Annotated in this window: 14 protein-coding genes; 10 read left to right on the top strand and 4 right to left on the bottom strand. The window is 37.7% G+C overall.

Annotated elements, in window-relative coordinates:
* Positions 1–27 precede the first annotated feature (27 nt).
* Positions 28–885: a manganese catalase family protein gene (locus MKX39_RS09400; protein ID WP_340769318.1), complete on the bottom strand. Its 858-nt coding sequence runs from the start codon at positions 883–885 to the stop codon at positions 28–30.
* Between the two features lie 156 nt (positions 886–1,041).
* Here MKX39_RS09400 and MKX39_RS09395 point away from each other — a divergent pair, with 156 nt between their 5' ends.
* Positions 1,042–3,042, top strand: coding sequence for an ABC1 kinase family protein (locus MKX39_RS09395; RefSeq protein ID WP_340769317.1), 2,001 nt, complete (start codon positions 1,042–1,044; stop codon positions 3,040–3,042).
* 70 nt (positions 3,043–3,112) lie between these two features.
* Here MKX39_RS09395 and MKX39_RS09390 read toward each other — a convergent pair whose 3' ends face one another.
* Positions 3,113–3,709 (bottom strand): hypothetical protein, encoded by a 597-nt coding sequence (locus tag MKX39_RS09390; RefSeq protein ID WP_340769316.1) that lies wholly within the window; start codon positions 3,707–3,709, stop codon positions 3,113–3,115.
* A 161-nt stretch (positions 3,710–3,870) separates the two neighbouring features.
* On the opposite strand from MKX39_RS09390, the gene MKX39_RS09385 reads away from it, so the two are divergent.
* The gene (locus tag MKX39_RS09385) at positions 3,871–4,350 is read left to right on the top strand and encodes a DinB family protein (RefSeq protein WP_093534037.1); all 480 of its coding nucleotides are present in this window, start codon (positions 3,871–3,873) and stop codon (positions 4,348–4,350) included.
* Positions 4,351–4,429: 79 nt separating this feature from the next.
* Here the strand turns inward: MKX39_RS09385 and MKX39_RS09380 are convergent, their stop codons facing one another.
* Positions 4,430–6,217, bottom strand: coding sequence for a S9 family peptidase (locus tag MKX39_RS09380; RefSeq protein ID WP_340769315.1), 1,788 nt, complete (start codon positions 6,215–6,217; stop codon positions 4,430–4,432).
* Positions 6,218–6,441: 224 nt separating this feature from the next.
* On the opposite strand from MKX39_RS09380, the gene MKX39_RS09375 reads away from it, so the two are divergent.
* Genes MKX39_RS09375 through MKX39_RS09360 form a run of 4 tightly spaced genes read left to right on the top strand, consistent with a single transcriptional unit; the run spans position 6,442 to position 11,813 of the window.
* Positions 6,442–8,091 (top strand): methylmalonyl-CoA mutase family protein, encoded by a 1,650-nt coding sequence (locus MKX39_RS09375; RefSeq protein ID WP_340769314.1) that lies wholly within the window; start codon positions 6,442–6,444, stop codon positions 8,089–8,091.
* The gene (gene scpA / locus MKX39_RS09370) at positions 8,084–10,237 is read left to right on the top strand and encodes a methylmalonyl-CoA mutase (protein ID WP_419958787.1); all 2,154 of its coding nucleotides are present in this window, start codon (positions 8,084–8,086) and stop codon (positions 10,235–10,237) included. The genes MKX39_RS09375 and scpA overlap by 8 nt, the downstream gene beginning before the upstream one ends.
* Positions 10,237–11,331 (top strand): methylmalonyl Co-A mutase-associated GTPase MeaB, encoded by a 1,095-nt coding sequence (gene meaB, locus MKX39_RS09365; protein WP_340769311.1) that lies wholly within the window; start codon positions 10,237–10,239, stop codon positions 11,329–11,331. Before scpA ends, meaB begins: the two co-directional genes overlap by 1 nt.
* A gap of 41 nt (positions 11,332–11,372) precedes the next feature.
* Positions 11,373–11,813, top strand: a complete 441-nt coding sequence (locus MKX39_RS09360; RefSeq protein ID WP_093534047.1) for a BrxA/BrxB family bacilliredoxin — start codon at positions 11,373–11,375, stop codon at positions 11,811–11,813.
* Between the two features lie 249 nt (positions 11,814–12,062).
* Here MKX39_RS09360 and prli42 read toward each other — a convergent pair whose 3' ends face one another.
* Positions 12,063–12,158 carry a stressosome-associated protein Prli42 gene (gene prli42 / locus MKX39_RS09355; protein ID WP_175496143.1) on the bottom strand — a complete coding sequence of 32 codons (96 nt, stop codon included), beginning with the start codon at positions 12,156–12,158 and terminating at the stop codon, positions 12,063–12,065.
* 500 nt (positions 12,159–12,658) lie between these two features.
* Here prli42 and mce point away from each other — a divergent pair, with 500 nt between their 5' ends.
* The 4 genes from mce to MKX39_RS09335 are packed head-to-tail and all read left to right on the top strand — an operon-like array spanning position 12,659 to position 16,249.
* Complete coding sequence (mce, locus tag MKX39_RS09350) at positions 12,659–13,069, top strand: methylmalonyl-CoA epimerase (RefSeq protein WP_093534049.1); 411 nt, start codon at positions 12,659–12,661, stop codon at positions 13,067–13,069.
* 1 nt (position 13,070) lies between these two features.
* Positions 13,071–14,618 carry an acyl-CoA carboxylase subunit beta gene (locus MKX39_RS09345; RefSeq protein ID WP_340769310.1) on the top strand — a complete coding sequence of 516 codons (1,548 nt, stop codon included), beginning with the start codon at positions 13,071–13,073 and terminating at the stop codon, positions 14,616–14,618.
* 15 nt (positions 14,619–14,633) lie between these two features.
* Positions 14,634–15,746 carry a M20/M25/M40 family metallo-hydrolase gene (locus MKX39_RS09340; RefSeq protein ID WP_340769309.1) on the top strand — a complete coding sequence of 371 codons (1,113 nt, stop codon included), beginning with the start codon at positions 14,634–14,636 and terminating at the stop codon, positions 15,744–15,746.
* Positions 15,747–15,763: 17 nt separating this feature from the next.
* Entirely contained in the window at positions 15,764–16,249 is a 486-nt protein-coding gene (locus tag MKX39_RS09335; protein WP_093534055.1) for a chemotaxis protein CheW, read from the top strand.
* The last annotated feature ends 204 nt before the right edge of the window (positions 16,250–16,453 follow it).

Genomic DNA, 16,453 nt, shown 5'->3' with positions numbered 1-16,453 from the left:
TAAAAATTCTACTTGAGTTTTTCGTCGTTAATTTTGCATATCACTTAGACCCGGACTATGTTCATTTGGCATTTCGGGCATCAATGGTACTGGAAAACCAGTGGGTGGATCAGTAACCATCATAGTACCCCCATTACGACTAGGAGTAGTTCCCTGAATTATTTCAGCCAATCTATTTGGATCTAGTCGGAAGTTAAATGCAGAATTGTGATAACCCATATCTATATACTTACGGCATTCTGGGTATTTGTTAATATCATAATTCGGGACAGGGAAGAGTTTGCCCCATTGTACTCCTAACGTTTCTAATGCTTTTGCAAATGCATTCTGATGGGAATTATCCCGTACAATAAGGAACGCAAGCGTTTCTCGGAATGCCTTGTTAGAGCTCATTTCATATATCCTCGTTTTTTGTAGCACACCCGTAGATTCTAGCACAAGATTGTTTAGTAAATCTCCGATTAAATTACCGTGACTATAAACCCATGATCCATTCCAAGGATTCCCTGCTGCATCTACTGGCAATGAAGCTTGAGCACCAATGATAAAGTGGTGTGGATTGGCGTGTTTGACGGCATCATTTAGTGGTGCCCCATCTACACCTGCATTGCCAGGAACAGCAGATTCACCGGAATCATTTAATAATTGGTTGATCGTATTTTGTACAAGTTCTACATGTGCAATTTCCTCTAGAAATACGCCGCGCAATAAATCGCGGAATTGCGTATCTTTCCCTCTAAAGTTGGAACTTTGGAAAAAGTACTGCATCATCGTTCGCATTTCACCATAATGACCGCCTAATATTTCTTGTAAAACCTTTGCGGCAGCTGGATCTGGTTGGTCTGGAACAATTTGGTTTATCAATTCTTCTTTGTAATAATACATGCCTCATCCTCATTTCAGTGTTATTCATGTAGTATTAGTAACATTAATGTCTTTATACACTAAATTTAATATGGAATTTATTTGTGAAAGCGATTGAAGATTAATAGAATGAAAGAAAGGGAAGAGATAATAAGTGAATGAAAGGATGTGCTTTTTGTGATTTATGTGAAGATATTATTTCAAGTTTTAGTAATCTCAAGCTTCATCTTTTTTGTTAGTGGGCGTTTAATGGGCTCACAGATTAATTTCATCAAACGTATTTTGGCAGTAGTAATAAGCGTTTTCTTTACTTCCTTTGTATATTGGTATGCTTATTTGCGCGGAACAGATTTCATGTCTGAGAGTTTTGTTTATACATACATGGATGTCAGCACAATCATATGGATTGGAAGTATGTTGCTCATCTCTATGTTACTGTATCTTTTCTTTGAATTATTTGATCCAATGGCCATTGGAGAGAAAGGGCAAAGAGTATCGGGTAATAAATCCATATGGATTCGTTTACGAAAACAGTGGCGTGGTCAGAGGCGAATGAGACAAGTTGTCCAAATTGCTATGAAAAATGGTATTTCACGGACCATAAAATATTCGAAGTTTAAAGAAAGCGAACGTGAACTAGCAAAAGCTTTTAGACAAACATTGGAGCAATCTGGTGGAATTTTTGTAAAGTTTGGGCAAGTACTTTCTACAAGAGGAGATATATTGCCTGTTGCTTTCATAAAGGAACTCGAATTACTTCAGCAGCATGTAAAACCTTTAACCAATGAACAGGTCAATTCCATTTTAGCAGCTCATCTACCATATAATATGGAGGATATGTTTGTTGAATTCGATTTGACACCTCTTGCATCAGCATCTATAGGGCAAGTACATAAAGCTATTCTTCGTGAAAACAATAAAGAAGTAGTAGTGAAAATTTTACGGCCCGATATAAAAGATATGATGCGTGATGATTTAAATATATTAGTAGACTTTGCTTCATGGTTCTCTGACAAATCTACATGGGCTGAAAAACTTGGGTTTCGCGAGCTTGCAATTGGATTTGCAGATAATTTAAGAGAAGAAGTTAATTTTGAGATTGAAATGCGAAATGCTATCCAAGTCACTACTGCTTTGCAAGATAGTTCGTATAAAGTGAGAATACCTCATATATACACGGAACTAAGCAATAATCATTTAATTGTTTTTGAATACATTCATGGACAGAGTGTAGCAAATGGAGATACGTTATTTCGATCACTTGGAGCGGACAGAGAACAGTTTGCAAGGACTGTCTTATATTCATTTTTTGATCAATTACTGTATTCTGGAATCTTTCATGCAGATCCACATCCAGGCAATATCTTTATAGATGATGTAGACGGAACTCCTATTTTCTTAGACTTTGGAGCTGTGGGTCGATTGGCACAACCTCAGCAGGAAGGTATGAAGTTATTCTTATTAGGCATTCAACACAATGATGCGGATATTCTCTTTGATGCACTGTCACTACTAGTGGAAGATGTAGATCATGTTGAGCGAGAGAAGTTAGAACATGCAATGGCGCAATTATTGTTGCGGATTTCCTATATTTCTCATATTCCAACAGAGGAATTGATACAAGCCTTCTTTGAAGTAGTCCATAAATTCGGATTATCTTTCTACCCATCGGTAGGAATTGCACTTAGAGCACTGATCACACTTGACGGAACATTACACATGATAAAAAGGGACTTTGACATTTTTAATGAAGCGAAAGAATATTCTACTGAATATATGGCTTCGTTATGGAAAAAGCCATTTAAACAACCAAAGCAGACAATAGAGCGGTTGGAAGAGGAATTCGCATTACTATTACCTACCTTACGTAAAATACCAAGAAGAGTAGATCATCTCATTCAGCGAGTGGAAAGTGGCAAAATTACGTTACATCATGATATCTTTTCAGATAAAAGTAATTCTATGTTTGTTACGCAATTATTTTCTCGCTTCATCTTGCTTATGGTAGGCATTACTTTCGGTATTATATCCGTTGCCCTCCTTGCAATTGGTCAGTTTATAGAGGCAGAATTTGCAGTCTACTTGAATACAGCAGCATATGTGGGACTGTTCTTATGTGCGGTATTACTCGTTAGACTATCGATACAGGCTATACGATTGATGAAAAGTGACCGGTAACTCTATATTACTCAAAAAACCCATTTCTATTTGAAATGGGGTTTTTTGAGTCAGAGTATTGGCATTTTCATTAGTGTAATGATAAAGCGGGGTGTTCCCAGTAGCTATCTGCCACGAAAGAGAGATTCTCTGGATTAAAGTTTTCAAAGTTAATTTTATTTAACGTTTCTTTGCTCATTAGAACTACCATTACATCTCCATTTTCCACATTGCCATAACGATCTGTTAGGGGCGCTTGTACTATTAATGTGGCTTGGCTAACATCATCAAGTGCGTTCATCGCCTTCATAAAGTCTACTGTACGGTTTAATATGGACAACTTTAAGGATTCAGCAGATTTAAAGTTTTGCTCTAATGCAATCGTTTCGACTACACCACTTTCAAATCTAGAAGAAAGTACGGCATCTTCCTTTTCTTGCGGGGTTATTCCGAAATCTTGCATAATTAATGCTGCTGCAATTACTTCTGGTGTTTTATGACTTTGTACCATTTTTTCTTTTAGCTCTTCTTTTGCCATTTTTTTGTAAAATGGCAAGGCAGAAATATCTTCTTTAACTGTTTGTTCCTTTTCTGTATAGTCTATTATATTTGCAAAAGTTACTATTCCTAAGAGGAAGATTATCAATATAAACCACCAGTATAAATGTTTTTTTGTAGTATCGGCCAAAGTAAAACTCCTTTCGCTAGAGGAACCCGTCAAGTATCATATGCATACTAGAAACGAAGTTATGTCTATAACTTCTATAGTCGCGGATAACTATAGTTGAATTAACCTTGGAGACTACTTACAATGGAAAAGAAAGTATGAACGAATAGGAGTCGATATAATTGTATAGAACGGTAAATGATTTTATAACGGATTGGTCTGATGCAGCAGAGGGGACATTAAGCGTGCTCCAGTCATTAACTGATGAAAAATTAGATCAAGCGATTGTTGAAGGACATAGTACTCTTGGTTGGTTAGGGTGGCATCTTGCGACAAGTCCCGTATTTTTCGCAGGATTAGTAGGATTAAATGTGGAAGCAGCCGTTGATAAAAACAAAGAAGCAATAACGGTTAAAGACATTGTCGAAACATATAAAAAAATCGTCGAGGCAGTTAAAACGGAAGCGAAAACTAATCTTACAGACGACAGATTGATCGAGAAGATTCAAAGCTTTGCAGGAGAAACAACTAGAGGAGTTTTGCTACACAAACTTCTTGATCATCAAACACATCATCGTGGTCAAATGACGGTCCTTCTACGTCAAGCAGGACTTCCTGTTCCGGGTGTTATGGGACCAACGAAAGAACAACAACGAGGTTAATGACTATAAAAGAAAAGCAGGATAACCATTATTATGGTTATCCTGCTTTTTAGTATTACGTAGTTTAGGAAGATTTAGATTAAATAAACCGATCTAAGAATTCCAACATTTTACTATACACAAATATTTCATTTTGTTTTTTGGAGAAACCATGACCTTCATCCGGTAGAACAATATATTCCACATCTCTGCCTTTTTCCTTCAATGCAGCGACAATCTGGTCGGATTCTTTTTGGACAACACGAGGATCATTAGCTCCTTGGATAACTAGCATAGGTTTTGTCATCCCATCTAAATAAGTAATTGGAGAATCCTCTATGAACTTCTCCTTGTCTTTTACTGGGTCACCTACCCATTGAATCATAAATGATTTCCAAAACTCAGGTACGGAATCTACAAATGAGAATAGATTACTAGGACCGAATATATCTACAACTGCCTTGAAATACTCGGCATGGCGTCCGTGTAGTAAAAGAGACATATAACCACCATAACTTCCACCAAGTAGGAGAATCTTATCTCTATCCACATATCCTTCTTTTATTAACCATTCTAATCCTTCCAAATTATCCAGGCGGGGTCCATGTCCCCAATCACCTTCTACCATTTTCATGAACTTCAAGCCGTAGTTAGAAGAGCCGCGGAAGTTTGGTGCGAAAATGGAATACCCTCTGTTTAGAAGGAATTGGAACATGGAACGAAACCATTTTCTCTCCAGGGATTGAGGACCCCCATGTGGCCACAGAATAACATGGCCATTGGAATACTCTTCTTTTGCTTGGAAAAGTAGGGCCTCGATTTCTAGACCATCAAAAGAAGGGTAAGTTAAAATAGTAGGTTCTACTAGTATCTCCTCTGGAACCCCTGGAATTCGAAAACGAGTTAACTCTTCCCATGATTCGCTGTTATCTTTCGATACAAAGACATTGTTTGGTCTTGTGGAAGTTCTTCCTTGGATATATAGATTACCTGATGGCATAATGACTACTTTTTCTACGACACTAGTCGGTGCTTTGACTTCTTTAAGTGTCTCACTTGTTAAATGGAATTCATAAAGCCGGTCTTCTACTCCATAAGATCCAACTAGATAGAGACTCGCTGTTTTCTTAGAAAAATGGATACTAGAAAAATCCTCTTTCTCTATTTCTAAGACTTTCTTGAATTCCTTCGCTTCTAAGTCGAACTTCGCTAAATAGGTTAAATCAGAATTATAATTTGTTAAAAAGTAGATTTCTGTTTCTGAAGTGTAAAGTGCTTCTGATACTGTGTGCTGCTCTTTCGTCTCAGGCGTCATAAGGAAAGTCTCATTACCAATATGAACATAGGCTAGAGAGTATGTATTTCCAAATTGTTTACTTGAAACAAAAGTTTTTTCAGCTGGAGAAACAGCCTCTATTGAAGTAGGAGCAATTGTTCCTTCCAATAAAACTTTATCTTCTCCGGTTTCTATATCGTATAGATGACTATTAAGGAAGGAAGCATTTCCTGTTGTTGTTGAATAATAAAGACGTTTTCCATCTGTTGTCAAGTAGTTGAAGAAATGTCGTTCGCCTTCATTACTACGAAGTGAAATAAGTTTTCCACCTTGAGGCGAAAGGGCGTAAATTTGTGTATTCTCATCTCCATCTGTATCAAAACCAGCCACCATAAATTCACCAGTTTTAGCGTATGTTAAGAAATCTACACTTTGATTATTAAATGTTAGTGGATACGGGAATTGGCTTGGTAAATCCATTCCCCAAATATTAAAGTGACCGTTCAGATTTGAACTAATTACTAATTGCTTTTCATCAGGACTGACAGTGAAGTTTTCCACCGTTAAAGTCTGAAAAAATTGTTCTACTTCTGGCTTATCAAATGTGACCATTCTCATTCCCCAATTCTATTAAGATTTTTCCATTTTACCATATAAAATAGTGATTTAAATTTAAATTCACAAAATAATGAATATATTCTAAAAAATTTAAGGATTAGCGCATTTTAAACAATGTATTTAATGTTGATATACAATAGCTCTTTCATCCAACACTCTTCTGATGTAAAATATCATTAGGTTAAAGTAACACCAGAGGGGGAAGCGAAAGCGATTTTATGACTATACAAGATATGAAACAAACGGAATTTAAAGAAGCAACACTTTCCGAGTGGGAGCAAGTTGCCGTTAAATCACTTAAGGGTAAATCATTAGAATCTCTTTCTACCAAGACTTTAGAGGAAATTATTTTGAAACCGCTTTATTCATTAGCCGATATGGAAAATATGTCTATAGAACAAACAAATTCTATACGAAGCGCTAAACAAACTGCTGATTGGCTCATTGCACAGCAGGCGACGGGGAATACCAGTGAAGATATATTAATAGATTTACAAGATTCCTTAGCAAAAGGAAATAACATAATACATTACAAGCTAGAAGCTCATCATCAGTGGACTAAATCCCAATTGGAAGAATTATCTGATTTGGTTGAGCTACATCCAGTACTGCTTGATATATCTCATGATCCAACATTCATACATAGTTTCAAAACAATCAAAGGTGCTGTTAAAAGATCTAGTGATACGGATATGCCTCATACAAGAACTGTTTACTTGGATGGGACAGCTATTCACCAAGCAGGAGGCGACGCAGTTAGTGAGTTAGTGAGTGTCTTACTACAGGCAGATTACATGACTCAAAAAAGCTGTATAGAGAGAATCGCAGAAAAAGCATTCGCTCAATTTTCTGTGGACACTAATTTCTTTATGGAAATTGCGAAAATCCGTGCATTTAGAGTACTTTGGAAAGCATTTGGAGAAGCACATGGACTGGAGAATATTAATGCTATACCTGTCCATGCTGAAACTTCCTTGAGATCATTCTCAGCACTTGATGCAACTGTGAATATTTTACGTGCAGCAAATAGTACGCTTGCGGCAGTACTTGGAGGAGCGGACAGTGTAACAAGCTTTCCACATGACATATTAACAAGTGCAAATCCAACATCTAAGAGAATTGCACGGAATATGCAGTTAGTATTAAAGGAAGAGACACATATTCAACGAGTGATGGACGCTTCAGGTGGCTCTTATTATATTGAGACACTGACGAAACAATTAGTTGAAAAAGCATGGGCATTATTCTTGGAGTTGATAAAAGAAAAGTCATTCGAATTAGCAACGGTTAAACTGCAAGAAAGAGCAGAGTCCAAATGGGAAGAACAGTTGGAAGCACTTGCTACTCGCAAAAAATCTTTAATCGGGACTAATGTGTACGCTAACCCAGATGATTCTTTAATATTCAAGCTGAATGGTACAGGCTATAAACGATTAGCAGAACCATTTGAACAATTGAGACAAGCATTTTTGAGCAATCCCTTAAAAACTGCTATTTTTCCATATGGCCTTTTAAAAGAGTACAAAGCTCGTATGGATTTCGTAAGTGGGTATTTAACTTCTATTGGTTTGAATTCAATAGTTGCACCCGAGAACTTAAAGCCGTTTGAGATGCAAAAATGGATTGACGAAAATGAAATAGACTACGGGGTCTTTGTTGGAAACGATGAGCAGTCAGCTGGATTAGTTCCAGCTATCCTAAATGAAAATATATCGATTCCACTAGATGTTGCAGGTCAGTTTGAAGAGTATGCTGATTGGCTGGAAGCTGGATTAAACGGTAGAATTTTTGCAGGGCAATCTCTTTTTGAAAAAGGCTTTGAACTGTTAGCACTTGCAAAAAAGGAGGATTCAAATGACCATGCCTAATTACGATAAAGTATCTATTGAACAGGTGTTACAAAAAGAAAGTAACGCAACACCTAGTGCAACTGAATCCTTTTTAACGAATGAAGGAATTCATTTAAAGTCCTTATACAATCGAGAAGATTCATCTACCTTACCGCATGTAAATGACTTACCTGGGATTGCTCCAAACACTAGAGGACCTTATCCGACGATGTATGTGGCAAAGCCTTGGACGGTCCGCCAATATGCTGGATTTTCAACAGCAGAAGAAAGTAACGCTTTCTATAGAAGAAACTTGGCTATGGGTCAAAAAGGCCTGTCCGTTGCATTCGATTTAGCAACGCATCGCGGCTATGACTCCGATCATGAACGTGTTACAGGGGATGTTGGGAAAGCAGGAGTAGCCATAGATTCGGTGGAAGATATGAAGATTTTATTTGATGGGATTCCGTTGGATAAAATGTCTGTGTCGATGACGATGAACGGAGCAGTTCTCCCAATTTTAGCTTTCTATATTGTGACAGCAGAAGAACAAGGAGTAACTCCGGATCAGTTAGCCGGGACGATACAAAATGACATATTAAAAGAATATATGGTGCGTAATACGTATATATATACTCCAGAAATGTCGATGAAAATTATCGCGGACATATTTGCTTATACAGCTAAAAAAATGCCTAAGTTTAACTCTATCTCTATATCTGGCTACCATATGCAAGAAGCTGGGGCTACTGCGGATATAGAATTAGCCTATACGTTGGCCGATGGCTTAGAATATGTACGAACAGGTCTAGAAGCTGGAATAGATATTGATGCCTTTGCACCTAGACTTTCGTTCTTCTGGGCAATCGGCATGAATTATTTCATGGAAATAGCGAAAATGCGTGCAGCTCGAAGAATATGGGCACAAATGATGCAAAGCTTTGATCCAAAAAACCCTAAATCTCTTGCTCTTCGTACGCACTCACAAACATCTGGTTGGAGCTTAACAGAACAAGATCCATTCAATAATGTGACAAGAACTTTAGTAGAAGCTAATGCTGCTGCAATGGGTCACACGCAGTCACTTCATACAAATGCTTTAGATGAAGCGATAGCATTGCCAACGGATTTCTCTGCCCGAATTGCTCGAAATACTCAATTATTCCTCCAGGAAGAAACGAATATGACGAAAGTAATCGATCCATGGGGCGGGTCCTATTACGTTGAAACATTAACAAATGAATTAATGGAAAAAGCTTGGACTTTGATAGAAGAAATTGAAGAGTTAGGCGGTATGGCAAAAGCGATTGAAACAGGCTTGCCTAAGATGAAAATAGAAGAAGCAGCTGCAAAAAAACAAGCGCAAATCGACTCTTCGAAAGAAATAATCATTGGGGTTAACAAATATCGTTTGGAACAAGAAGATGCAATAGATATTTTAAATATAGATAATACAGTCGTTCGTCAAAAACAAATGGAGCGCTTAGACAAAGTCAAAGCAAACCGTAATGAAAAAGCAGTTCAAAAAGCATTAGCAGATTTAACAGAAGCCGCAAAAACTGGGGAAACCAATTTGTTAGAAGCTGCTGTTATAGCGGCTAGAGAACGTGCTACTATTGGAGAAATCTCCGATGCTATTGAAGTAGTGGCTGGAAGACATAAGGCGGTGATCCGTTCAGTGAGTGGTATATATAGCGCTAACTTTAATGATGCAGAAGAGATTAATGCAGTAAAACAAATGGCAGAAGACTTCCGTGAAAATGAAGGCCGTCGTCCACGTATTTTAATCGCCAAAATGGGTCAAGACGGACATGATCGTGGAGCTAAGGTTATTGCAACTGCATTTGCTGATTTAGGATTTGACGTAGATATTAGCCCGCTATTCCAAACACCTGCAGAAACTGCACTGCAAGCAGTCGAAAATGATGTCCACGTTGTTGGTGTAAGTTCTTTAGCTGCTGGACATATGACATTAGTTCCTTCATTGAAAGAGGAATTGGCTAAGCTTGGTAGAGAGGATATACTAATTGTTGTTGGTGGTGTAATTCCAGCTCAGGATTATGCTTTTCTACGTGAAAATGGTGCCTCCGCTATTTTCGGTCCAGGAACAGTTATTCCGGTTGCTGCACAAAAAGTGATCGAAGAGATATACAAGCGTCTTGGCTACGAGGAAGTGGAAGGTTAATGTCAAAAACGGATAATAATAACGAATCTTCTATGCATGTGATGAATGGCATTAAATCGCAACATGATGGGGTGGGGAAAGCTTCTATTAAAAAGTTTTCTAAAAGAAAGCCTCTTCAAATTAATGAAGAGGAATATATCCGACAAATTCAAAGTGGCTCCAGGCTGCATTTAGCTAAAGCTATAACGTATATTGAGAGTACAGTAAATGATCAACAGCAAATTGGACAGCAATTACTAAAAAACTTACTTCCGTGTACTGGCAATAGTATACGTATTGGAATAACAGGGGTGCCTGGAGTAGGAAAAAGTACATTTATCGAGGCATTTGGTAAAATGCTTTGTGATCAGGGATATAAAGTTGCGGTATTAGCCATCGATCCTAGTTCATCTTTGACTGGAGGCAGTATTCTCGGAGATAAAACGAGAATGGAAGAGCTTGCTAAGCATCCGAATGCGTTTATCAGACCTTCGCCTACTGCTGGGACACTTGGTGGCGTGCATAAAAAATCTCGAGAGACAATGCTTCTCTGCGAGGCTGCTGGATACGATGTCATTTTAGTGGAAACGGTTGGAGTTGGTCAAAGTGAGACAATAGTAAGAGGTATGGTTGATTTCTTTTTGTTATTAGCGCTTACAGGTGCCGGAGATGAATTGCAGGGGATGAAAAAAGGAATCATGGAGCTTGCGGATGCTATTATTGTCCATAAAGCAGATGGATCCAATGAAAAGCTAGCTAAAAAAACGGTTGCGGAGTACAAACAAATCCTCCATTTTTTAGCACCGTCTTCACCTAATTGGCAAACTCCAGCACTTGCAGTATCTTCGCTATATAAAATTGGATTAGATATAGTATGGGAAAATATACTACACTTCCAGCAAGTGATGAAAGAAAAGTCGGTTTGGCAACATAGAAGAAGAGAACAAACAATTGAATGGTTTAAAACGATGATTGTGGATCGATTATACGATGACTTTTTTTCATCCACTGTTAAAAAGCAAGCTATGGCAACTTTAGAACATTTAGTGCGAGATGAAAAAATAACAGTTTCCCAAGCGGTTGACGATCTATTTTCCTCGAATCCAAACGGATAATCTGATAAGATTAACATAGTAAAAAAAGGAGAGTGGCATAAATGAATATGGATTTCAATTTATATATGAACGATATACTAGTACAAGCTCGTGGAGAAATGGACGCAGCAGGTTATGAGCAACTTGAAACACCTGAGGCAGTAGATGCAGCATTTGCTCGTCAAGGAACAACTTTAGTAATGGTAAACTCTGTATGTGGATGTGCTGGAGGAATTGCACGCCCTGCTGCGGCAAACTCTGTACATTATGATAAACGTCCAGACCATTTAGTAACTGTTTTTGCTGGTCAAGACAAATTGGCTACTCAACAAGCGCGTAATCTATTCGGAGATGATCACTTGCCTTCTTCTCCATCATTTGTTCTGTTAAAAGACGGACAACCTGTAGCAGAAATCGGTCGTCACGAAATAGAAGGTCATGCACCTACTTCTGTCATTACACATCTTCAAGAATTATTTGAAGAATACTGCGAAGAAGTTTAAATAATAAAAACCAGCGGAAGCATATAGATGCATTCGCTGGTTTTTATCATTTCTCAAAGATCCATACATTGAACTTTTTTATATATTATGGCGATAAACAGGTAAACATCATAAGATTTTGCAAGAAAAAGAGATGCTGGTTGGTTATGACATCGTCACAACCAACCAGCATCCCTAAAATTCACTTGGTAATAGAATGGCAAACGCCTGTTCAAAGTCCTTTGGACACGATAGAAACAGGTTTTGACATTAAAGGATGAAGCTTAGACCGAATAGTAATGTAGACATTACCATTACAAAAATCATTAAATACACAATAATTTTACGAAAAGTTTGGTTGCGCATAATTTCTCTCCTTTAGCTTGTACCTTTATTTTAACAAAAACATAAAAATGCACAAGAGGTAGAGATTTTTTTTTGAAATAGGTACAATAGAAAAAGGGTTATTTTAAATTTTCTGTAATCACTTGATATTGGAATCTTAGGGACAGTCATTATCATGAGAGATTCCATCAGCTCATTGTAGATAGCCTTTTTCATAGATAGAATCTTTGCATAGAAATACGTTCTAATGTTGTTATTATCTGCATGCGGATTGTGACAATATAATTTTGCAAAATCTATCAGTTTATTACGACACATTTTTTGATAGAAGTGAAAGTTGGCAACTTCGGTGGGTCTAGTGAGAAAGTCGGGACCCCAAAGGAGTATACTTAAAAAGTAGGAATACTTTCTGCCGTATGCAGTCAATTCGAGAAAAGGGTCATAATGACACGGGCTCGACTTCGGACTGCAACGAATATCAATAGTATTATTTTATAGTTATTTAATAGAGGGGTGTAAAAATGGAGAAAATTGATCATATCGGGATTGCTGTTAAAAGTATTGAAGACTCTCTTCCTTATTACATAGATACATTGGGATTAAAACTATTACATATTGAAGATGTTCCATCAGAAAAAGTTCGTGTAGCGTTTATCGATAGCGGGAATGTCCATTTAGAATTACTTCAACCAATCGATGAAACAAGTACGATTCATTCGTATATAGAAAAAAAGGGTGAAGGTATTCATCATATAGCTTTTGGAGTTACTAGTATACAACAGCGTTTGGACGAGCTGAAAGAAAAGGGCGTCCGACTTATACAGGAAACTCCAAAAGCAGGTGCTCATGGTGCTCAGGTAGCATTTATACATCCAAAAGCATCTCGTGGCGTGCTTTATGAATTAGTCGATAAAACCGGGGGAGAGAAATAATATGGATATTTATGAAAAAATCAATGACTTATATGATCGCAAACGTAAAATCGAACTTGGTGGCGGAGATGAACGTATTGAGAAACAGCATGAAAAAGGGAAGCTGACTGCCCGGGAACGAATTGAATTATTAGTAGATAAAGATTCATTTGTAGAGTTAAGTCCTTTTATCAAACATCGTACAGTAGACTTTGGTATGGATAAGCAAGAGGGCCCAGGTGATGGAGTAGTTACTGGGTATGGGAAAGTAAATGGTCGTCCCATTTATCTGTTCTCACAAGATTTCACTGTCTTTGGCGGAGCTTTAGGAGAAATGCATGCACTCAAAATTGCAAACGTCATGGATTTAGCAGCTAAAAACGGAGCACCTTTCATAGGGTTAAATGACTCTGGTGGTGCTCGTATTCAAGAAGGTGTTGTATCACTGGATGGATATGGTCAAATTTTTTATCGTAATGCTATTTACTCGGGAGTTATTCCTCAAATCTCTGTCATTTTAGGACCATGTGCTGGTGGCGCAGTGTATTCGCCAGCTATAACTGACTTTGTGTTTATGACGGATGAAACGAGCCAAATGTTTATCACAGGTCCAAAGGTAATTGAAACTGTTACCGGGGAGAAGATTTCTGCAGAAGATCTTGGTGGTTCAAAAGTACATAACACAATTAGTGGAAATGCACATTTCCGTGGAAAAACTGAAGAGGAAGTATTAGAAAGCGTTCGATTACTTTTAAGTTATTTACCACAAAGCTTTGAAGAAAAACCTACTATTGCTGATGTACCAGAAGAGGATGATAATCGTCCTGACTTAGCAGATGTCGTACCTTATGAAGCTATTCGCCCATACGATATCCGAAAAGTTATTGATCAAGTAGTGGATACAAGTTCTTTCTTAGAAGTACAAAAAGAATTCGCTAAAAATATCGTGATTGGTCTTGCACGTATTAAAGGAGAGGTAGTTGGTTTAGTTTGTAACCAACCAAAAGTAATGGCTGGAGGTTTAGATATAGATTCTTCGGACAAAGCAGCTCGATTTATACGTTTTTGTGATGCCTTCAATATTCCAATCATTACATTTGAAGATGTTACTGGATTCTTCCCAGGTATTAAACAAGAACATGGTGGAATTATTCGCCACGGTGCCAAAATCCTATTTGCTTATTCTGAAGCAACCGTTCCTAAAATAACCGTTATTTTACGAAAAGCATACGGCGGCGCTTATGTTGCGTTGAATTCCAAGTCAATTGGAGCAGATGTGGTATTCGCATGGCCAAATGCAGAGATAGCTGTAATGGGACCGAACGGCGCTGCTAATATCATTTTCGCCCGTGAAATTGCACAAAGTGAAGATCCTGAAGCAGTTCGTGCAGAAAAAATTGAAGAGTACCGTGAGAAATTTGCGAATCCATACGTAGCCGCTTCAATGGGAATGGTAGATGACGTAATTGATCCAAGAGAAACTCGTATTAAACTTATTCAATCTTTAGAGATGATGCGTAATAAAAAAGAAACTAGACCAAACAAAAAACATGGTAATATTCCATTATAAAAAGGAGACTTTTCAATGAGTCGATTAGTTGAGGAATTTTTAGAATTAGTTCAAATAGATTCAGAAACAAAGCATGAAGAATTAATTGCACCAATTTTAAAAGACAAATTAGAGCAGCTTGGATTTACTGTTGTGGAAGACGATTCTGCTTCTAAAACAGGACACGGAGCTGGCAATTTAATCGCAACATTAAAGGGTACAAATGCAAATGTAGATCCAATATACTTTACAGTCCATATGGATACTGTTGTACCTGGAAAAGGCATTAAACCTGTTATTAAAGAAGATGGTTATATATATTCTGATGGCACAACAATTTTAGGTGCTGATGACAAAGCTGGAATCGCTGCTCTGTTTGAAGCTATTCGCCGCTTGAAAGAACAATCTATTAAACACGGCGATATTCAAGTCGTTATTACGGCTGGAGAAGAAAGTGGATTAGTAGGAGCCAAAGAATTAGATGCTTCCTTACTAACTGCAAAATATGGCTATGCGATAGATAGCGATGGAACGGTTGGTGGAATTGTAACAGCTGCTCCATTCCAATCTAAGCTATGGACAACCATTACTGGAAAAACTGCGCATGCAGGCGTCGCTCCCGAAAAAGGTATTTCTGCAATTACTTTAGCTGCTAAGGCGATTTCTGCGATGAAATTAGGTAGATTAGATGCCGAAACTACGGCTAATATTGGTCGATTTGAAGGTGGACAAGCAACTAATATCGTCTGTGATGAAGTGCATATACTTTCTGAGGCACGCTCGATCAATAAAGAAAAACTAGATGCACAAGTTGCTCATATGGTCGCAACATTCGTTGAAACTGCTGAAAAGTTTGGTGGTAAAGCAGTGACAGAAACGCAATTAATGTATCCAGGATTTCATTTTGAAGAAGAACATGCAGTTGTACAGGTTGCTAAACGTGCAGTAGAACGAATTGGAAGAACTGCAGAGATTAAAACTAGTGGTGGCGGTAGTGATGCCAATGTAATTGCTGGATTTGGGATTCCTACAGTTATCTTGTCTGTGGGTTATGAAGAAATTCATACAACAAATGAACGCATGCCTATTGAAGAATTAGAGAAATTAGCCGATTTAATAGTAGAGATCGTTCTAGTAGCGGCAGAATGAAATAGGAGGTGACTTCGTTGAGCAATGAAAAGGTAGTAGTATTTCAATGTGGAAATGAAGATTATGCAGTATCCATTGAACATGTAGTTTCCATTGAAAAGTTAGAGCAGGTAAACCCGATTCCACACTTACCAAATTATTTAATAGGTTTGATGAAGATTCGTGGAGAGCTAGTGCCGATTATTGACTTTGAACAAATTTTGTATAATCGCAGTGGTGTCGATCAGGAACTAGCAAGAGTAGTTACGATGCATACTGAAAATATGACGGTTGGACTTCTTGTGAAAGAAGCGAAAGAGATTTTAGATATTGAGCAAGAAAATCTAAAGCAAATTGGTTTGGTGAATTATACGAAAACACGTTATTTCACAGCAGTTGCTAACTTAGAGAATCGAATGATTACAATCGTGGATGCTTCTATTTTGGTAAGCTCCTTAGAAGGTTTTAATGATATTCAAACGTATGTAGAAGAAGTAAAAAAAGAAGTAACAGTTACTAAATAATTTCATGCTGTATTCGGGGAGGTAGCTTATATAGCTACCTTTTTTGAGAGTATAAGTGTAAAATTTAATCCAGTGTTTTAAGGGTTTTGAGGATTGAAGAGTCCTCTAACTTCTAATTTTCGTTTCGGACGGACGCTTTCCCGCCGAAGTCGGCGCTCTACAGTTCATTCCTTAAAGAGTATATTAGTTTCTATATTTAAATCT

The sequence above is a fragment of the Psychrobacillus sp. FSL K6-1464 genome (genome assembly GCF_038003145.1).
GTDB lineage: Bacteria > Bacillota > Bacilli > Bacillales_A > Planococcaceae > Psychrobacillus > Psychrobacillus psychrotolerans.
Note: the sequence above shows the minus strand (reverse complement) of the source record. Positions and strands in the feature narration are given on the sequence as shown.